We start from the raw sequence: 19,275 nt of genomic DNA on the forward strand, positions 1-19,275 counted from the left end.
TTCGTCGCCTTGTCCATGGTTGTCAATGAGGTAAGGGTTTTCCGGCCTTGGACATGTGGGCAGGGTCACGGTCTCATCGTGAGACCAGTGTTCAAGTGGACTGGTTTTTGGGCTTACTCTGAAAAGACGCCCCCGCCACCGGAGTCGACGGGCCAGCGGTCACCATGCCGCGCGCTTGTGGAGCACCGCCCAAACCTCAGGGAGTGACTGTGCCGAAACTCGTCTACGACTTCGCCGAAGGCAACAAAGACATGTTGGAACTGCTCGGCGGCAAGGGGGCCAACCTCGCCGAGATGACCAACCTCGGCCTGCCCGTTCCGCCCGGCTTCACCATCTCCGCCGAGGCCTGCCGCGCCTTCCTCCGGACAGGTTCGGTGCCGCCCGAGCTTGCGGACGAGATCGACCACCACGTCGACGCGCTGCAGCAGAAGATGGGCAAGAAGCTCGGCCAGGCCGACGACCCGCTGCTGGTGTCGGTCCGCTCCGGTGCCGCCGTCTCGATGCCCGGCATGATGGAGACGGTGCTGAACGTCGGCCTGAACGACGACTCCGTGAACGGGCTCGCACACCACTCCGGCAACCCGCGGTTCGCCTGGGACGCCTACCGCCGGCTGATCCAGATGTTCGGCAAGACCGTGCTCGGGATGGAAGGCGACGTCTTCGAGGACGCGATCGAGGCGGCGAAGCAGGCGAAGGGCACCAAGAACGACCTGGACCTGGACGCCGACGACCTGAAGGGCCTGGTCGAGACGTTCAAGGCGGCCGTGCACGAGCACACCGGCCGCGAGTTCCCGCAGGACCCGCGCCGGCAGATGGACCTGGCGATCGAGGCCGTCTTCGGCTCTTGGAACTCCGAGCGCGCCATCCTCTACCGCCGCCAGGAGCGGATCGCCACCGATCTCGGGACGGCGGTCAACATCTGCTCGATGGTGTTCGGCAACCTCGGGATGGACTCGGGGACCGGGGTAGCGTTCACCCGCGACCCGGCCAGCGGTCAGCCCGGCGTGTACGGCGACTACCTGCAGAACGCCCAGGGCGAGGACGTGGTGGCGGGCATCCGCAACACCGTGCCGCTGGCCGACCTGGAGACCATCGACGAAGCGTCGTACGACGATCTGATGGACATCATGGCCAAGCTCGAGGGCCACTACCGTGATCTGTGCGACATCGAGTTCACCGTCGAACGCGGCAAGCTCTGGATGCTGCAGACCCGGGTCGGCAAGCGGACCGCGGGTGCGGCCTTCCGGATCGCGACCAGCCTGATCGACGAGGGCGTGATCGACACCGACGAGGCACTCCGCCGGGTCACCGGCGCCCAGCTCGCGCAGCTGATGTTCCCCCGCTTCGACACCGAGGCCGCCAAGGACCTGATCACCAAGGCGATCGGCGCCTCCCCGGGAGCCGCCTCCGGCAAGGTGGTCTTCACCTCCAAGGCCGCGGTCGAGGCCGCGGACCAGGGGGAGAAGGTGATCCTGGTCCGCCGCGAGACGAACCCGGACGACCTGCACGGCATGATCGCCGCCCAGGGCGTGCTGACCAGCCGCGGCGGCAAGACCTCGCACGCGGCGGTGGTCGCGCGCGGGATGGGCAAGACCTGCGTCTGCGGTGCCGAGGAGCTCGACGTCGACGTGGCCGCCGCCAAGATCACCGTGAACGGTACGACGATCAGCGCGGGTGACGTGATCTCGATCGACGGCACCACCGGCGAGGTGTTCCTCGGCGAGGTCCCGGTCGTCCCCTCACCGGTCGTCCAGTACTTCGAGGGCTCGCTGGCCCCCGATGCCGGTGACGAACTGGTGGCCGCGGTGCACCGGCTGATCACGCACGCGGACGAGACCCGGCGGCTCGGCGTACGGACCAATGCGGACACCGCGGACGACGCGGCCCGGGCGCGGCGGTTCGGTGCCGAGGGCATCGGTCTGTGCCGGACCGAGCACATGTTCCTGGGGGAGCGGCGCGAATCCGTCGAGCGGCTGATCCTGGCCGAGGACGCGACCCAGCGGGAGGCGGCGCTCGCGGAGCTGGAGCCCTTGCAGCGTGGGGATTTCCTCGAGTTGCTGGCGGCAATGGACGGACTGCCGGTGACGATCCGGCTGATCGATCCGCCGCTGCACGAGTTCCTGCCGTCGATGGAGGATCTGGCCGTCAAGGTCGCGCTGGCGAAGGAACGCGGTGAGGACCCGGGTCACCAGGCGACGTTGCTGGCGGCCGTCGAGCGGTTGCACGAGCAGAACCCGATGCTCGGGCTGCGCGGGGTCCGGCTCGGGCTGGTGATCCCGGGGCTGTTCGCGATGCAGGTGCGGGCGATCGCGTCCGCGGCCGCGGAGTTGCGTAAGCAGGGTAAGGATCCCCGTCCGGAGATCATGATTCCGCTGGTTGGCGCCGTACAGGAACTGCAGCTCGCGCGCGACGAGGTCGAAGGGGTGCTGAACGACGTCGCCTCGTCCGCCGGGGTGGAATGGGCTGTATCCATGCTGACCCCACCCCACCGCCCCGGTCAGGTGCCGATCGGCACCATGATCGAGTTGCCGCGGGCGGCGGTGACGGCCGACCAGATCGCCGAGTCGGCCGACTTCTTCTCCTTCGGCACCAACGACCTGACCCAGACGACCTGGGGCTTCAGCCGGGACGACGTGGAGGGCTCGTTCTTCTCCCGCTATCTGGCCAAGGGCATCTTCGCGGTCTCGCCGTTCGAGTCGATCGACCGCGAGGGCGTGGGCGCCCTGGTCCGGATGGGCGTCGAGCGCGGACGGGCTACCAAGCCGGACCTCAAGCTCGGCATCTGCGGCGAGCACGGCGGTGACCCGGACAGCATCCACTTCTTCCACGAAGTGGGCCTCGACTACGTCTCCTGCTCCCCCTTCCGCATCCCGGTCGCGCGCTTGGAGTCCGGCCGCGCCGCGCTGGATTAGGCCTGCTGGCGGACTGACCGCCCGGCGCACCTACCTGTTGCGTTCATTCGCCCCCTTTTCACCCATCGTGCGGCGTGTCTTGCCGGTGACGGTTGCTGAAAGGGTGAAAAGGGGGCGAATGAACGCTAGCGGGCTTTGCCGAAGTACATGAGCTCCCATTGGGCGTCGTCGGTGTAGTTCTCCACGATCTCTTCGCCCTGGTAGTGCTCGACGCGAACCTCGCCGACGAAGCGCAGGTAGGCGCCGTCGAACCCGCTGATCATGGCGGCGAGCTTCTTCGGACCCTTGAGCCCGTCGACGAACTTCACCGCCGACAGGTCCGCGTGGCGGGTGTAGGTGACGACGTACCGCTCGTCGCCGTCGGTGTAGGTGTAGCGGGTGACGTTGGCGACCGGCTTGCCGGTCTCCGTGTCGGTGTACGGGCCGAGCTCCTCGAACCTCACCTTGGTTGAGTCGTCGGCGATGAGCTTGCCGTCGCGGGCCAACATGAACACGGGCAGCTCGGAGTACCCGTACTGCTTCTCGGCGGTGATGTAGGACGCGATCACGGAGTACGGTCCGGCCGAGCCGCGGGCCCAGTACCAGTGATGCATGAGCTTCAGCATCAGCGTGTTGCCGCAGTTGTGGTCGTGGTAGCCGACGCCCGTGGTGGCCGTGGTCCTGCCGCCGATGCTGTACGTCGCCTCGACCCTGCCCTCCGGCACGGATGGCAGCCACGCGAAGAGCTGCTCGCCCTCGTCGCCGAAGAGCCAGTGCCCTGATTCGGGGCGCCACGCGGGCACGGTCCCGGTCAGCGTGATATCGACCTCGATGTCGCGCGGCTGTTGCAAGGTGCCCTCGAGGCTTTCGCGGAGCAGGGGTGCGACGGCACGTCCGTCCGCGAGCTGAGCCGGCGGCTCGGCGTCAGCCACGCCCTCCTGACCGCGCGGTTCGGCTCGAAGGAGGGTCTGTGGTTCGCGGCGATGGAGCACGCCCTGGCCGCCGCGGAGAGTTCCTGGCGGCGCCTCGCCGACGATCCACACCTCGACGACCTCGAGGCGCTGCGGCAGGCGATCGTCTACCAGGTGATGTTCTCGGCAGCGCATCCGGAGGTGCTGCGGATCATGAGCCATGAGGGCGCGATCGACAGCCCGCGCATCCGCTACGTCCTGGAGCACTTCGTCGAGCCGCTCCGCCCGTTGGTGGAGCGACGCATCGACCGGTTGGTCGCGGCCGGGCGTATCCGGCAGGTGCCTTACGCGACGGTCCACTACCTGGTGGTGCAGGGCGGCGGTGCCCGCTACGCGACGCCCGTCGAGACCGAGCTTCTCGGCGGCAGTCACCCGCCCGATGCCGATGACGTCCGTCATCATGCGGAGACGGTGGCGGACATCATCGTCGAAGGATTGAAACCCGTCTCCCGCTGAGGCGGTCCGGACCTGCCGGGATGCCATAGCCTGCAGCAATGCGGCGGCAGGAGATGCGCAAGACCTTCGGCGAGGATGCCGAGCTCTACGACCGGGTCCGCCCGACCTACCCACGTGGCCTGTACGACGATCTCGCCGCGCTGCTGGGGAATCCGGTCCGGCCGCGGGTACTGGAGATCGGCTGCGGTACCGGGCAGGCGACCGGTCCGATGATCGAGCGCGGCTGGTCCGTCAAGGCGGTCGAGCTGAGTCCCGACCTGGCCCGGATCGCCCGGGACAAGCTGCCGGAGCTCGAGGTGAAGACAGCCGCGTTCGAGAGTTGGCCGTTGCCAGCGGAGAAGTTCGACCTGGTCCTGTCGGCGACCGCCTTCCACTGGATCGACCCCGAGGTGCGGGTGGTGAAGTCGGCAGACGCGTTGCGCCCGGGTGGTCTGCTCGCGGTGGTGTCGACGCATCACGTCGAGGGCGGCAGCTCGCAGTTCTTCGCGGATGTGGATCAGTGCTATCAGCGGTTCACGCCGGATCCGGCCGTTGGCGGGCCGCCCCGGGCGGACGACGTACCGGAGGATTCCGCGGAGTTCGACGCCAGCGGGCGGTTCGGGCCGGCCGAGGTCCGCAGATACGAATGGGAACAGACCTACACGACGAGCGAATATCTCGAACTGCTGTCGTCTTATTCAGGTCACCGGGCCTTGACACAGGACGCTCGTGACCGACTGTACGGCTGTATCAGCGCTCTCATCGAGGCGGCGGGAGGCGCGGTCACCAAGCGTTACCTGACCCAACTGATCGCAGCGAATTGTCTTCACCAACCTCTTGCATAAGGGCGCCCGGCTGGCGAAAATAACCGAGCGGGAAGGGCGATCACTCGTCGACTTTCGGGTCTGACCTGAACCAGCCGCTGTGGCGGCTCGTGACTCCCTTCCCGCACCAAATCTCCTTTGACTGCAGCCGATTCGCGGCCCCTTTGATGCTGTCCCGGCCCAGGTCATAGGGTTGGCGGTATGGCCCTCTTCGCGGTTCAGCTCAGGTTCACCGACACAGATCGCCGGATGCAGGTCCGTCCGGCCCATCGTGACTACCTCACGTCGCTGAAGGAGGCCGGCAAGCTGGTGACGGCCGGTCCGTTCGCCGACCAGACCGGCGCGTTGCTGATCTACGACGTCGCCGACGAGGCCGAGCTGCGCGACATCCTCGCGAAGGATCCGTACACCCCGGCCGACGTCTACGAGATCGCCGCCCTCGACGAGTGGCAACCACTCTTCCCGCTGGCCTAGGCCTCGGCGCCCTCTAGGTCGAGGTAGTCGACGTACGCCCACAGCCAGCTGAGCGGCGCGAGGACCATCTCGGCCTCGCCGCCGTCATCGGCGACGAACAGCATCGATCCCTCGCCGCCCTTGATGTCCTCGAGCACCGCGCCGCAGATCTCGACGGCGGCCTCGAACGTCTGCAGCTCCGGGCCGCTCTCCCACTCCGGCTGGGGGAGCGGCAGCACCGGCGCCTCGTCCGTGCCGTTCAGGTCGACCGACACCTGCTGCAGCATCACGTAGAGGTCGTACGAGATCAGCCCGGCGAGCGGGTGCCCGTCGATGCCGATCAGGTACGGGTCGTCCGCGCCGTCGCGGAAACTGTCCCGTACGTCGGCCAGCGCACCCGGCAGATCCTGCACCTCGATGTACGGCGCTTCCTCGGGCTCCAGTTCCTCCTCGAGGGCGCCGCTGCGCATCTGGTCGAACGAGTGCAGCAGGTCGGTCAGCTCGTCGAACGCCCCGCCGCTGGGAGCCGCCTGCGCGCGCTTCTCCAGGTCCTGCAGGTGCTCGATCAGGTCGTCCTCGAAATGCAGGTCGAACCGCGGCAGCCCCGGCTCACGACCCGCGTTGAGCTGGGCGACGATCTGCGTCGACACCGGACCGAGCCGCTCGGCCAGTACCTCGAGGGGTGTGGTCGGCTTCTCCTCCTCGTCGTGCGCGCAGGAGTCGTCCTCGACCTTGCCCTCGCCCTCCATCGCCAGCAGCACCGAGAACGCCGGGAACGCGATCAGCGCCGCGGTCGCCAGCATCCCGTCGCCGATCAGCATCAGCGGATTGCCGCCCGCCTCGGTCCGGCGCAGATGATCGGGCAGCAGTACTGCGGCCTGCTCGACGTTCACCTGGCTCGCCAGGGACGACAGTCCGTGGTCCGTGTCGACGCCGAGTTGCTCGACCAGTGTCTCGGAACTCATGTCGAAGTTGGAGCGCAAGTAATACCGCAGCCAGCCGGCATCGACGGGGTTGCTGAGGAGTTCGTTGATCCGGGCCCGGAAGTCGGCCAGGTCCGCGACCGCGAGGACCACCAGCACCGGCTGGTCGCCGTCGCCGATCACCAGCGGACGCGTGTCGCCGTTCTGGAAACCGTCGATCACCTGGGCCAGGCTGTCGGCGGCCGCCTCCAGCGGCCAGGACTCGGCCTCGAACTCGGTCACCACCCCGGAGGCGTTGACGTCGTCGGGCATCTGCTGGTCCTCTCCGAGGGCGGCGGCGGGGTGGCGCCTACTGTAGGGGTCGTGAGTCGGGGTGGGGGTGGCCGGTCGGCCGATGGTGACGTTGGCTACGCTGTGAGCGGCGGGTCGATGCAGTGGTATCTCACATGTGAGATAACGTCTGGCGCATGACTGACGACTATCTGAGCCGGATCGGCAATCTCATCCGGGACGCCCGTAAGCACCGCGGCTGGACGCAGACCCAGCTCGCCGATGTGCTCGGCACCAGTCAGAGTGCTGTGAACCGGATCGAAAAGGGCCATCAGAACCTCACTCTCGAGATGCTCGCCCGGATCGGCGAAGCGCTCGATTCCGAAATTGTCTCTCTCGGTGGCGGTCCGGTCCACCTCCGTGTCACAGGTGGCTTGAAGCTTTCCGGATCCATCGACGTGAAGTCCAGCAAGAATGCCGGAGTCGCCCTGCTCTGCGCGAGCCTGCTGAACAAGGGCCGCACCACGTTGCGCAAGGTCGCGCGGATCGAAGAGGTCAACCGGCTGCTCGAGGTGCTCAACTCGATCGGCGTGAAGACCACCTGGCTGAACGACGCCGGCGACCTGGAGATCGTCCCGCCGGAGCACCTGAACCTGGGCGCGATGGACGCCGACGCGGCCCGCCGTACCCGCAGCATCATCATGTTCCTCGGCCCGCTGCTGCACCGCGAGGACACCTTCCAGCTCCCGTACGCCGGTGGCTGCGACCTCGGCACCCGGACCGTCGAGCCGCACATGTCCGCGCTGCGGCCGTTCGGCCTGGACATCAAGGCGACCGGCGGCGAGTACCACGCGATGGTGAACCGGGCGGTCGCGCCGGCCAAGCCGATCGTGCTGACCGAGCGCGGCGACACCGTGACCGAGAACGCGATCATGGCCGCCGCCCGGTACGACGGTGTCACCGTGATCCGCAACGCCAGCTCGAACTACATGGTCCAGGACCTGTGCTTCTACCTCGACCTGCTCGGGGTGAAGATCGACGGCGTCGGCAGCACCACGCTGACCGTGCACGGCACGCCGGAGATCGACGTCGACGTCGACTACGCGCCCTCGGAGGACCCGATCGAGGCGATGAGCCTGCTCACCGCGGCGATCGTGACGGACTCGGAGCTCACCATCCGGCGGGCGCCGGTCGAGTTCCTGGAGATCGAGCTCGCGCTGCTCGAGGAGATGGGCCTGGACTACAGCCGCTCCGACGAGTACCTGGCCGAGAACGGCCGGACCCGGCTGGTCGACCTGACCACCCGGCCGTCGACCCTGCATGCGCCGATCGACAAGATCCACCCGATGCCGTTCCCGGGCCTGAACATCGACAACCTGCCGTTCTTCGCGGTGATCGCGGCCTCGGCGACCGGGCAGACGCTGATCCACGACTGGGTCTACGAGAACCGCGCGATCTACCTGACCGACCTGAACAAGCTGGGCGGCCGGGTCAAGCTGCTCGACCCGCACCGGGTGATGGTCGAGGGCCCGACGCACTGGTCCGGCGCCGAGATCATGTGCCCGCCGGCCCTGCGTCCGGCAGTGGTGACGCTGATCGCGATGATGGCGGCGAAGGGCACCTCGGTACTACGCAGCGTCTACGTGATCAACCGCGGGTACGAGGATCTCGCCACCCGCCTCAACTCACTGGGCGCCCAGATCGACACCTTCAGGGACATCTAGGCACTGTGGGCGCCGACCCTGCTGTGCCGCCGGCGGTGCTCCGCGAAGGTCCGGGCGGCCTCGCCGTGGTGCGGCTGACGACAGCCGAGGGAGTCGCTGAAGTCTTCCTGCACGGTGCACACCTCGCGTCCTGGACGCCGAGGGGCCACCGGCCGGTGCTCTGGATGAGCGACAGCAGCCGCTACGCCGCCGGCTCGCCCATCCGGGGCGGCGTTCCGATCTGCTTCCCCTGGTTCAACCGGCACCCGGAGCATCCGGAGGCACCTCAGCACGGCTTTGCCCGGATCCAGCCGTGGAGCCTCGAGGAGGTCGCGGAAGAAGATGGCTCGGTCCGGGCCGTGTTCCGGCTCACCGACACCGAACTGTCCCGGGCATCGCTGTGGCCGTACCGGTTCGAGGCGCGGTACTCAGTGACCCTCGGCGCCGAGCTTGGTCTCGAACTCGCAGTCGAGAACCGTGACGATACCGAGTTCGGTTTCGAGGCGGCGTTGCACAGCTACTACGCCGTCGGCGATGTCCGCAGGACGCTTGTCCACGGGCTGACAGGGCTCGAGTTCTCCAGCGAAGGTGGCGCCGTAGCGCGGGAGGACCTGCCCGTGCAGGTCGGGGAGGGGATCAGCCGCCGGTACACGACGGCGACCTCCGCCCGGATCGAGGATGCTGCGAACCAGCGCGCCATCACCATCAGTTCCGAGGGGGCATTCGGGGCGATCCTGTGGAATCCGGGTCCGGCGGGGGCGGCCCTCTTGCCCGACTTCGCCGCCGAGGGCTGGAGCAGCATGCTCTGCTTCGAGAACTGCAACCTGGGCGCCGGCATGATCCAGCTGCCACCGGGCGGCCGGCACCTGATGCGAACGCTCGTTTCAGTCAGCCACTTCTAACCATCGGCAGGCCCCGAACCCCGTTCGCCGACGTCTGCTGCCTCACTCTTCGAGACACTGCTTGACCTGGCAATCACCGCGCGGGTACGTTCCTACAACCGCTTGCACAAACTTGCAGCCGCAGCCCCACAAGGGCCCGAAGCCGGCTTCGCACCGCGGTACTCCGTCCGTGAACCAGTCGCCGTCCAGTGGCTTCTCCAGGCGACATTCGAGGAGGAATTCCCCATGCAGGCAGCATCGACGGAAGAGGCACGCCCCGCTTCCGCTGCGCGATCGACGGAAGGGGCACGCCCGGCTACCGCTTCCGCCGCACGGAGGCGCCGGAAGGCCCCGGTCGGGATCCTGTTCATCCTCCCGGCCTTCCTCTTCATCTTCGCCTTCATGCTGTATCCGCTCGTTTCCAGCGGGTACATGAGCCTCACCAAGTTCAACTTCGTGTACGACGCGAAACCGGCCTTCATCGGGTTCGGCAACTACGCGGCCGCCTTCAAGGACTCGCAGTTCGTCACGAGCCTGACCAACACCTTCGTGTTCGGCTTCTTCTACTTCGTGATCGTGATGGTCCTGTCGTTGGGCATCGCCTTGCTGCTGTTCCAGAAGGTCAGGTTCAACTCCTTCTTCCGCAGCGCGATGTTCGTGCCGATCGTGGTTCCGCTCTCCCTCGCCGGCCTGGTCTTCCTCTGGATCCTCCAGCCGAACTACGGACTGCTCAATCACTTCCTCGGCGAAGTGCTGCAGCTGCCCAGCCTGACCCAGCCGTGGCTGAGCAACGGGTCGACCGCGATGGCGTCCATCATCGGATTGGCGCTGTGGGCAACCATCGGGTTCGAGGTGATCCTGTTCCTCGCCGGGCTGCAGGCCATTTCGTCCGACATTCTGGAGGCCGCGGAGATCGACGGGGCGAGCGGATGGAAGAAGATCCGCTACATCATCCTGCCGAACCTGCGCCAGACCTACGTACTGACCGGGACCTGGGCGATCATCCACGGCCTGAAGGTCTTCGTCGAGCCGATGGTGATGACCGACGGCGGGCCCGGCACCAGCACCCTGGTGCTCTATCAACAGATCTACCAAACGGCGTTCACGCTTTACGACATGGGCTACGCCTCGGCCATGGGCTACATCCTCGGCCTGATCATCATGGTCCTCGTCGTCCTCAATTTCTGGCTCGGCGGCCGCAAAGCGGACAACGGATAAGTGAGTCCAACATGCTGAAAGCAACCCGGTTCTCGAGGGTAGGGATCTACGCCCTCCTCCTGCTCTTCGCGATTCTCTTCCTGAGTCCGCTGGTCTATATCCTGCTGAATTCGTTCAAGCCGGCCGGTGAGATCTTCCAGGTGCCGCAGCACCTCCTGCCCAGGCAGTGGACCCTCGACAACTATGCGGGACTGGTCGGCAGTGGCGTCGGCAAGTTCTTCGTCAACAGCGTGGTCATCACCGTCGCCGGCGTGGTCCTCGTCGCCTTGCTGAGTTCGCTGGCCGGGTACGGCTTCGCCAAGTTGCCTTTCCCAGGGGTGAACCTGGTGCTGATGTGCATCGTCGGGATGCTCACCGTCCCCCTGGTCATCTTCCTGGTGCCCATGTTCCTGATGGAGAACTCCGTCGGACTGCTCGACTCCAAACTCGGACTGTTGCTGCCGAACGTTGCCGTCGCACTGCCCTTCGCGATCCTGATCATGCGGGCCTCGTTCCTGGGGATTCCGAAGGAAGTCGAGGAGTCCGCCGTGATGGACGGCGCGAGTGTCCTGAAGTGCTGGTGGCAGATCATGGTGCCGATGGCAAAGAACGGCGTCCTGCTCGTCGTCATCATGACCGCGTACGGGATCTGGGGCGAATACACGATGGCCAAAGCCCTGACGATGAATCCCTCCGCGATGCCGTTGTCCGTCGGGCTCACTCTGCAAAAGGGAGAGGTCTGGCAGTACGGAACGCTGGCCGCGGTGATCGTGATCGCCATGCTCCCGCCGCTCATCATCTTCGTCATCTTCCAGAAGCACATTGTCGCCGGCGTCGCGCAGGGCGCGGTGAAGGGGTGAGCTGAGTCCCAAGCTGGTTCGAATGTCCCATGAACTTTCAATCGTGAAAGGCGCGAGAATGAATTCACGCAAACCCAGGGCGATCGTCGCGATCGCCTGCACCGCGGCACTCGCTCTGGCGCTGGCCGCCTGTTCTGGCCAGGGAGGCAGCAGCACCGCCGGCGCGCAGGTCGCGCAGAACGAGAAGTCCACCTCGATCAACGTCGCGGCCCAGGCCTGGATGGTCGAGAAGTTCCACCTGAACGACATGGTGAAGCAGTTCGAGGGCGCGAATCCCGGCACCAAGGTCAACATCACCCAGTACCCCGACAACCAGTCACTGGCGAACTTCTCCCTGCAGTGGAGCCAGGGCAAGTCGGACCAGGACGTCGTGGTCGTCGACGGTTCGTCCGTGGCCGTGCAGTTCCTCGCCAAGAACCTGATCGTCGACTTCAACAAGACGGACTTCTTCAGCGGCACCACCGCGAAGGACAAGTTCGTCGGCGAGTCGCTGAAGTTCAACAGCCTGGACGGCGTCCAGTTCGCGCTGCCGATCGGCCTGGAAACCTACAACATCAGTGCCAACAAGAAGTACTTCGAGAAGGCCGGCCTGCTCGATGCCAGCGGCAACATTCCGGACCCCGCCAGCTGGGACGACCTCTACGCGATGGCCAAGAAGCTGACGGTCAAGGAGGGCAACAGCGTCAAGATGCCGGGCATGACGATCCAGTGGGGTCCGAACGCCCTGAGCACGATGATCTCGGTCGAGCAGGCCGTCCGGGGCAGCTTCTACAAGGACGACGGCAAGACGCTGACCTTCGACACCCCGGAGATGCGCCAGGTGCTGCAGATCTGGAAGAAGGGAGTCGACGAGGGCGTCTTCTCGATCGACACCTTCTCCAACAAGGACGCCGGGCGCAGCAACTTCAACGCCGGGAATGTTCCGATGGTGCTGGAGACCGCGGCGCATGTGCCGGAGGCGATCCCGACGATCGGGGCGGAGAACTCCCAGCTCGTCGCGATGCCGGGCTCGCTCAAGAACGGCTCGTACGGCTTCACCGCGGGAATCCTGGTGCCGACCGCTTCCAAGAATCAGGCTCTGGCCCTGAAGTTCATCAAGGAAGCGATGATGTCCGATGTCCAGGTGGCCGTTGGTAAGCAGTGGGGAAAGCTCCCGGTCCTGACCAGTGAGTTCGACAAGATCGACGCCCCCTGGAAAGACCAGATGTACAGCCTGGTCAAGATCTCCAAGCCCGCGCCGATGTACCGCGATCTGCCCGAGATGCAGGAGAAGGGCAAGCAGATGCTGCAGCAGTACCTGACCGGAAAGATCGATCTCGACAAGTTCCTGTCCGGCTTCGAGGGACTGGTCGGCCAGGCGAACCTGAACGCGAAGTAGCAGAACAATTCGGTCACTGCAAGAACAATCGTGAGGGAGAGAGACCATGCCTGCCGCCGTCCGAGAGGCGATCGTCGGTCCGGACATCGTCGTGGATTCCACCGTGCTGAAAGAGCACTCGGTGATTGTGCGCGATGACCGGATCGAAGCGGTGGTGCCGATCGCGCAACTGCCGGACGACCTCGCCAGGCGCGATGTCGGGCCAGGTCTCCTCACTCCGGGCCTGATCGACGTCCACACCCACGGCGCCGGACTCCGGGGCTTCAACGAGGGAACGGTCGATGCGAACGAGACGGCGTTGGCCGCCTACCTCGCGGCCGGCATCACGACGGTGCTCCCCAGCCTGTCGACGGCTCCGCTCGACGAGATGCTGGGAGCGCTCGAGGCCTTGAGCGCCCCCCGTCCGGAACTCTCCCCGCGCGTCCCGGGAGTTCACCTGGAGGGACCGTACTTCTCTTACGAGCAACGCGGCGCGCAGAACGCGGATGCGCTGCGGGTTCCCTCCGACGGCTCGATCGACCGGCTGCTGGACTATGCGGACCTGATCAAGATGATCAGTTTCGCGCCGGAGCTTCCCGGCGCGGTCGAGCTGACAGAACGGCTCGTCGGACTCGGGATCATCGCGGCGGCCGGGCACAGCGACGGCGAGGACGAAGACCTGTGGGCCTGCCAGCGGGCGGGGCTGAGCCACGTCATCCACATCGTCAGCGGGCAGTCGACGACCATCCGGAAGGGCCCCTGGCGACGGCCCGGCATGCTCGAGGCGACCCTGGCCTCCGAGGATCTCACCGTCGAGATGATTGGCGACGGCAAGCATCTGCCGGCCACGCTGATGCGGCTGGCGCAACGGTGTCTGTCCGGACGGCTCTGCCTCATCTCGGACTCCACTCCCGGCGCTGGGATGCCCGAAGGGACGGAGTACAAGCTCGGGGTCCGGGAGTTCGTGGTGGAGGGCGGCGTCGGCGTCACGATGGACCGGACCGCCTTCGCCGGCAGCACCACGCTGCTCTCCGAGATGATCCCCATCACGGTGAACATGCTCGGGATCGACGTCGCCGAGGTGATCGCGATGGCGACCTCCGTCCCGGCGAAGGCCATGCGGCTGCCGGATGTCGGTCGGATCGCCGAGGGGTGTTTCGCGGACTTCGTCGTGTTCGACGACGAGCTGAAACCGCGCAAGGTCGCGCTGGGAGGCCGCTGGCAGTAGCCGCGCCCTTTCGACAACTTTCAGATCCACAGAGGGAGAACCATGGAACACCGCACCTATGACCACCTCGAGGTCTCCACGGCCGAGACCGACGACGAGCTGGGCGCGGCCGTGGCGGACGCGTTCGCCACAGCCGCCCGGACGGAACTGGAAACCAAGGACTCCATCGCGGTCATCCTGGCGACCGGCAACTCACAGCTGAGCTTCGTCCGCGCCGTCGTCAAGCGCCAGGACATCGACTGGTCCCGCATCACCGTTCTGCACATGGACGAGTACTTCGGCATGTCGCAGGACCATCCGGCCAGCTTCCGCCGCTGGATGGCGGAGAACCTCTCCAGCCAGGTCACCCTGAAGGCGTTCGAGGGCGTGCGGGGCGATCACACGCCCGTCGAGGAAGAGCTACAGCGCTACGACAGGTTGTTGCGCGACCTCGATCCGGAAATCTGCGTAATGGGGATCGGGGAGAACGGCCACCTCGCGTTCAACGATCCGCCCGCGGACTTCCAGGCCGTGGACCTCATCCGGATCGTGGACATGGACGAGGTGTCCCGCCGGCAGCAGGTCGGCGAGGGGCACTTCCCGTCGCTCGACGAGACGCCGCGACTGGCCCTGAGCCTCACCATTCCGGCCCTCCTCAAGCCCAGGACCGTACTGGTCGGGGTGCCGGAGGAGCGGAAGGCCAAAGCGGTCAAGGATGCTCTGGAAGGTCCGGTCGATCCGCAGTGCCCCGCGTCGATCCTCCGCACGCAAGCGCACGTGCGACTCTTCCTCGACCGGGCGTCGTCCTCGCTACTCGCATCCCGCTGACCGTGCGGCACACTAGTGCCGCTGTCGTTCCGCGCACCACTGCTTGGGGGCTGATCTTTGAAGAAGCGCAAGGTGACGATCACCGATGTCGCGCTGGCAGCGGGAGTGTCCGAATCGACGGTTTCGCGGAGTTTCAGTAGTCCCGATCTGTTGCACCCGGAGACTCGTCTTCGCGTGCTCGATGTCGCTCGCCGGATGGAGTACGTTCCCAATCGCCAGGCCCGGAGCCTGGCGACGGGAACGACCGGCACTTTCGGACTCGTCGTGCCTGATGTGATGAACCCGTTCTTCCCGCCGTTCATCAAGGCAGCCCAGGCCCGCGCGCGGGAGAATGACCGGGACGTCTTCCTCGCGGACAGCGACGAGGATCCGTTGGTGGAGTCGCTGGTCCTGAAGAGGCTGTCCAAACGAGTCGACGGGTTGTTGCTCTGCGCATCGCGTGTTCCGGATGCCTACCTGCTGGAACTCGCGGACGAAATGCCGGTGGTCCTGTTCAATCGCGCCGTGCCCGGGTTGGCCTCGGTGCTGTTCGATGAAGCCAACGGCATGCGGCAGGCCGTAGAACACCTCGCCGCGTTGGGGCACCAACGCATCGGCTATGTCGGTGGACCTGTTCAGTCCTGGGCGGATGAACGTCGTCGCGCTGGACTTCGTGATGCCGCCGAGGAGTTCACGGTCTCGCTGGTGGACCTGGGTCCGCACGTCCCGACCTGGGAGGCGGGCGTCCAGGCGGCGGACAAGGTGCTGGCCGCGTCCGTCACAGCGGTGGTGGTCTTCGACGACACGATGGCCATCGGGGTGATGTCACGGCTTGCCGCGCGAGGCGTCCGGGTCCCGGAGGACGTCAGCGTCGTCGGTCACGACAACATCGCGATGGCCCCGATGTGGCATCCGAGTCTCACCACGGTCGACGTGAAATGCGGGCCTGCCGGCCGTGCTGCCACAGACTTGCTGCTGGGCATGCCGGTCGGCGGCCCGTCTACTCAGACAGCCCCAGCTGCTGAATCGTCCCTGGTGCTACCGGTGCAGCTCATGATCCGTGACTCCACTGGCCCGACAGAGGAATCGCGGACCCCGAGGAGGTAGTAGGGCCGGCGGCGGTCAGGAAGGTGACTGCCTCCTCGATGACGTCGGTATCGCTGACGATGCGGTGGTGGCCGAGGCCGGTCGTCCGCAACAAGGTTGCCTTCGGCCCGTACTGCGCCAGCAGGTGATCGGCCTGATCCGGATCCACCACGTCATCCTCGTCGTTGTGCACCGCCAGCAACCCGATCTCGCCGACTCCGACCGAGAACTTCGTCCAGATCTCGCGGTCTCCCTGGAACAGTTGCCGCTCGATCGTCCGGCGAAGGGCCGGCTGCACCGCCGGGTCCAGCCTGAGTTCCCGGCAGAACTTGTCGACCAGGTAGTCGAACTGGGCGATCCCGCTGATCGTGACGATCCACTTGGCCGCGACCCCTTCCCGGACGGCGTACAGCCCGAACAGCACGCCGATCGAGTAGGCGACCATGCCCTCGAACGGCCCGTGCTTCGCCTCCAGGAACCGGATGATCCGCTGGTGATCGAGGATCGTGCCCGTCGGTCCGGGCGTATCACCGTGCCCGGGTGCGTCGTACGAGACCGGGCTGTAGCCGAGTTCGAGCAGGCGCGCCACGAGCGCGTAGTACCGGGAAGCGCGGGAGCGCCAGCCGTGTACGAGCAGGACCGGGCGGCTGCCGTCGCCCCAGGCGTAGGTGACGACCCCGTCGACGATCTCGATCCGGGCGGCTTCGTGGACCTCGCGCTCCACCTCGCGCACCCTGCCGCGCATCAACGGCCGCCGCCACAGCTGGAACGCGAGCCTGCCCGCGAGCCCTGGCGACACCACGGCCGTCGTCCTCAAACCTGCACGAACTAGGTCAGTCAGCATGGGAAACCTTCCGGTCTGGGCAAACTATACGAACGGTCGTATTATTAGTTTTCGCGAGGCATTCTGTCAACCGCACTAAGATCACCGGCCTGAGGAGGAACGAGAGTGGAGAAAGTCGACGGACGGCTGGTCCGCGGCGACCAGACCCGCCGCGCGGTACTGCGGCGCGCGGTCGACATCGCCTCGCTGGACGGCCTCGAAGGACTGTCGATCGGCCGGCTTGCGAAGGAGCTGGAGATCAGCAAGAGCGGGTTGTTCGCGCACTTCGGTTCGAAGGAGGAACTGCAGCTCGCGACCATCCGCGCGGCGCGCCGGATCTATGCCGATGCCGTCGTGACGCCCGCGTTCGCGGTGGAGCCCGGCCTGGCGCGAGTCTGGGCGTTGAGTGAGCTCTGGCTGGACTACTCGGAGAGCAGGGTGTTCCCCGGTGGCTGCTTCTTCGCGAAGACCTCGCACGAGTTCGGCGGCCGCCCCGGACCGGTCCGGGAGGTGCTGGCCGCGGTCTACGCCGAGTGGATGGGCCTGATCGAGCGGACGATCTCGGAGGCCATCGATCGCGGAGAACTGTCCGCCGACCCCGCGCAACTGGCCTTCGAGCTCGGCGCGTACTACGACTCGGCCAACATGGCCTCATTGCTCCGTGACGACATCGCGCCGATCTACGCCGTGGCCCGTCAATCCATCCGCGCACGGCTGGAGTCCGCGGTCCCGGCCGGTACCGCGTTGCCCTGGTGAGCTGGGAGATCGCGCTGCCGCCGGATCGGTGAGAAGAGCAGGATCAGCCCGGCCAGGGGGACTCCGGCGGTGGTGATCCACAGCGCAGTACGGAGTCCGAGCAGCTCGCCGAGCGTTCCGCCGAGGAGGGCGCCGAGCGGGATCGTGCCGTAGTTGACGAACGACGACGTCGCGGAGAGCCGGCCGAGCAGGTCCGGCGGGCAGTAGGACTGGTAGAAGGTCGCCTTGATGATGTTGCCGGCGACAACTCCCACGCCGACACAGAATCCGCCGGCCAGGTAGAACCACGGGCTCACGGTGCTCAGCGGGATCAGGAGTGCGAGGGTTGGGAGGACCAGCTCGCACAGGAGGATCGCGCGCGCAGTACCGAATCTTGCTGCGACCCGGCGAGCCGCGAATGCGCCGGCGACGCCGCCGCTGCTCGCTGCCGCCATCAGTGCGCCGACCGCACCCGCGTCGAGGCCGACCTCGCGGACCAGGAAGACGACAACGATGGATTGGTAGCCCATCAGGGCGAGATTCGAGACCGCGCCGAAGATCGTCAGCGTGCGGATCCAGACGTCCTTCGCCACCAGCACCAGCCCGGCCCTGACCTCGGCGAGGATCCCGGGGTGCGACTCGACGCGGATTCGGGGCTCGCGATGGCGGATCGCGGTCAGGCAGATCAGCGCGACGCCGAAGGTGGCCGCATCGACGAGCAGGCCGTTGGCGGGACCGGCGAACTGGATGATCAGCCCGCCGCAGCCCACACCGGCGATCTGCGCGGCCGAGGCGCTGCCGTGCAGCTTGGCGTTGCCCTCGGCGTGGTCGGCCGGCTCGATCAGGGTCGGCAGGTACGCCGTGTACGCGGTCTGGAAGAAGACGGCAGCAGCACCTGCCAGTACTGCGGTCGCCAGCAGCAGGTGGATCGTCAGCAGATCCTTGGCCAAGGGGACGCTCGCGAACAAGAGCAACGAGATGCCCGAGGCGATCATCATGATGGGCCGCCGGGGGAGTCGGTCCACCCAGGCGCCGACCGGCAACCCGATCAGCAACCACGGCAGCCAGGCCGCGGCGGTCAGCAGTCCGACCTCGAAGGTGGTTGCCTGCAGCACCGAGATGGCGATCAGCGGCAGCGCGACGGTGGAGATCGCGCTGCCGAACAGGCTGGTCGTCTCGCCGATCCAGAGCAGCCGGAAATCGCGGTGCCTTCTGAGCAGGCTCACGGCGTTTCCCGGGGGAACGACTGGAGTTGGACGATGACCTGTTTCGCGTTCTCGTCGCTCGACTTGGTGGCCGTGTAGCGGTCGATGACCTGCTTGAGCTCGTTGTTGAGGGCAACGAGTTCGTCGGGGGTGAGGCGGAGGTCGCGCCAGTCGGACAGCTCGGCCGCGTGCTGCCATTCGCCGGACCAGTTCTCGTCGACGTAGTTCTGCACGCGGGCGTAGTACTGCTCGACCAGTTGCTGCAGGTAGACCTTGAGGGCGCCGCTGGTCTCCGGATCGTCGCGGAACTCGGCGGGGTTCAGCACCGTCTGGCCGGCCGGGACCCGCCACCAACGCTCGCGCTTCGTGCCGCGGTCGGGCTCTTCCTCGATGTAGCCGTGCTCGGCGAGCAGCCGGAGATGCCAGCTGATCGTGCCGGTGCTCTCTCCCAGCCGGGCCGACAACGTGGTCGAGGTGGCGGGGCCATCGAGCTCCAGCGCCTCCAGAATCCGCATCCGCAGCGGGTGAGCCAGGCCCCTGAGGCTCCGCGCATCAATCCTTCGCATAATTGCAGAGTAGTCTCTGCAAATGAGTCTCTGCAAGTGCATCGAGGTTGGAGGTTTGAGTGTGCCGTTAAACTGGGTACA

The 19,275-nt window shown here is 66.5% G+C and carries 18 protein-coding genes; 13 read left to right on the top strand and 5 right to left on the bottom strand.

Annotated elements, in window-relative coordinates; translation table 11 throughout:
* The first annotated feature begins 164 nt into the window (after positions 1–164).
* The gene (ppdK, locus tag VFG33_RS34765) at positions 165–2,912 is read left to right on the top strand and encodes a pyruvate, phosphate dikinase (protein ID WP_325057264.1); all 2,748 of its coding nucleotides are present in this window, start codon (positions 165–167) and stop codon (positions 2,910–2,912) included.
* A 125-nt stretch (positions 2,913–3,037) separates the two neighbouring features.
* On the opposite strand, the gene VFG33_RS34770 is transcribed toward ppdK, so the two are convergent.
* Complete coding sequence (locus VFG33_RS34770; RefSeq protein WP_325057265.1) at positions 3,038–3,823, bottom strand: hypothetical protein; 786 nt, start codon at positions 3,821–3,823, stop codon at positions 3,038–3,040.
* Between VFG33_RS34770 and VFG33_RS34775 the strand changes: the two genes are divergently transcribed.
* From VFG33_RS34775 to VFG33_RS34785, 3 genes are all read left to right on the top strand, one after another.
* A complete protein-coding gene (locus tag VFG33_RS34775) occupies positions 3,737–4,318 on the top strand; it encodes a TetR/AcrR family transcriptional regulator (protein WP_414673007.1) in 582 nt (193 codons plus the stop codon). The two genes, VFG33_RS34770 and VFG33_RS34775, sit on opposite strands and share 87 nt — an antisense overlap.
* Positions 4,319–4,356: 38 nt before the next feature.
* A complete protein-coding gene (locus tag VFG33_RS34780; RefSeq protein WP_325057267.1) occupies positions 4,357–5,142 on the top strand; it encodes a class I SAM-dependent methyltransferase in 786 nt (261 codons plus the stop codon).
* A gap of 180 nt (positions 5,143–5,322) precedes the next feature.
* Positions 5,323–5,595 (top strand): YciI family protein, encoded by a 273-nt coding sequence (locus VFG33_RS34785; protein WP_325057268.1) that lies wholly within the window; start codon positions 5,323–5,325, stop codon positions 5,593–5,595.
* On the opposite strand, the gene VFG33_RS34790 is transcribed toward VFG33_RS34785, so the two are convergent.
* On the bottom strand, positions 5,592–6,809 hold the full coding sequence (locus VFG33_RS34790; RefSeq protein WP_325057269.1) for a hypothetical protein: 1,218 nt from the start codon (positions 6,807–6,809) through the stop codon (positions 5,592–5,594). The two genes, VFG33_RS34785 and VFG33_RS34790, sit on opposite strands and share 4 nt — an antisense overlap.
* 155 nt (positions 6,810–6,964) lie before the next feature.
* On the opposite strand from VFG33_RS34790, the gene relB reads away from it, so the two are divergent.
* The 8 genes from relB to VFG33_RS34830 all read left to right on the top strand — a co-directional run bounded on the left by relB (position 6,965) and on the right by VFG33_RS34830 (position 15,886).
* Positions 6,965–8,491: a type II toxin-antitoxin system RelB family anti-toxin gene (gene relB, locus VFG33_RS34795; protein ID WP_325057270.1), complete on the top strand. Its 1,527-nt coding sequence runs from the start codon at positions 6,965–6,967 to the stop codon at positions 8,489–8,491.
* 5 nt (positions 8,492–8,496) lie between these two features.
* Positions 8,497–9,372, top strand: coding sequence for a D-hexose-6-phosphate mutarotase (locus VFG33_RS34800; RefSeq protein WP_325057271.1), 876 nt, complete (start codon positions 8,497–8,499; stop codon positions 9,370–9,372).
* A 225-nt stretch (positions 9,373–9,597) separates the two neighbouring features.
* Complete coding sequence (locus VFG33_RS34805) at positions 9,598–10,569, top strand: carbohydrate ABC transporter permease (RefSeq protein ID WP_325057272.1); 972 nt, start codon at positions 9,598–9,600, stop codon at positions 10,567–10,569.
* A gap of 11 nt (positions 10,570–10,580) precedes the next feature.
* The gene (locus tag VFG33_RS34810; RefSeq protein ID WP_325057273.1) at positions 10,581–11,408 is read left to right on the top strand and encodes a carbohydrate ABC transporter permease; all 828 of its coding nucleotides are present in this window, start codon (positions 10,581–10,583) and stop codon (positions 11,406–11,408) included.
* A gap of 58 nt (positions 11,409–11,466) precedes the next feature.
* Positions 11,467–12,786 carry an ABC transporter substrate-binding protein gene (locus VFG33_RS34815; RefSeq protein ID WP_325057274.1) on the top strand — a complete coding sequence of 440 codons (1,320 nt, stop codon included), beginning with the start codon at positions 11,467–11,469 and terminating at the stop codon, positions 12,784–12,786.
* Positions 12,787–12,832: 46 nt separating this feature from the next.
* The gene (locus VFG33_RS34820) at positions 12,833–13,993 is read left to right on the top strand and encodes an N-acetylglucosamine-6-phosphate deacetylase (protein ID WP_325057275.1); all 1,161 of its coding nucleotides are present in this window, start codon (positions 12,833–12,835) and stop codon (positions 13,991–13,993) included.
* 42 nt (positions 13,994–14,035) lie between these two features.
* Positions 14,036–14,800, top strand: a complete 765-nt coding sequence (locus VFG33_RS34825) for a 6-phosphogluconolactonase (RefSeq protein ID WP_325057276.1) — start codon at positions 14,036–14,038, stop codon at positions 14,798–14,800.
* 72 nt (positions 14,801–14,872) lie between these two features.
* On the top strand, positions 14,873–15,886 hold the full coding sequence (locus VFG33_RS34830) for a LacI family DNA-binding transcriptional regulator (protein WP_325057277.1): 1,014 nt from the start codon (positions 14,873–14,875) through the stop codon (positions 15,884–15,886).
* Here the strand turns inward: VFG33_RS34830 and VFG33_RS34835 are convergent.
* Complete coding sequence (locus tag VFG33_RS34835; RefSeq protein WP_325057278.1) at positions 15,831–16,667, bottom strand: alpha/beta hydrolase; 837 nt, start codon at positions 16,665–16,667, stop codon at positions 15,831–15,833. The two genes, VFG33_RS34830 and VFG33_RS34835, sit on opposite strands and share 56 nt — an antisense overlap.
* 147 nt (positions 16,668–16,814) lie before the next feature.
* On the opposite strand from VFG33_RS34835, the gene VFG33_RS34840 reads away from it, so the two are divergent.
* Positions 16,815–17,444, top strand: coding sequence for a TetR/AcrR family transcriptional regulator (locus VFG33_RS34840; protein ID WP_325057279.1), 630 nt, complete (start codon positions 16,815–16,817; stop codon positions 17,442–17,444).
* Here the strand turns inward: VFG33_RS34840 and VFG33_RS34845 are convergent.
* Both VFG33_RS34845 and VFG33_RS34850 read right to left on the bottom strand, forming a co-directional pair.
* The gene (locus VFG33_RS34845) at positions 17,384–18,649 is read right to left on the bottom strand and encodes an MFS transporter (protein ID WP_325057280.1); all 1,266 of its coding nucleotides are present in this window, start codon (positions 18,647–18,649) and stop codon (positions 17,384–17,386) included. The genes VFG33_RS34840 and VFG33_RS34845 overlap by 61 nt on opposite strands.
* Positions 18,646–19,194, bottom strand: coding sequence for an ArsR/SmtB family transcription factor (locus VFG33_RS34850; RefSeq protein WP_325057281.1), 549 nt, complete (start codon positions 19,192–19,194; stop codon positions 18,646–18,648). The genes VFG33_RS34845 and VFG33_RS34850 overlap by 4 nt, the downstream gene beginning before the upstream one ends.
* Positions 19,195–19,275 lie beyond the last annotated feature (81 nt).

The organism is Kribbella sp., assembly GCF_035687465.1.
Lineage (GTDB): Bacteria > Actinomycetota > Actinomycetes > Propionibacteriales > Kribbellaceae > Kribbella.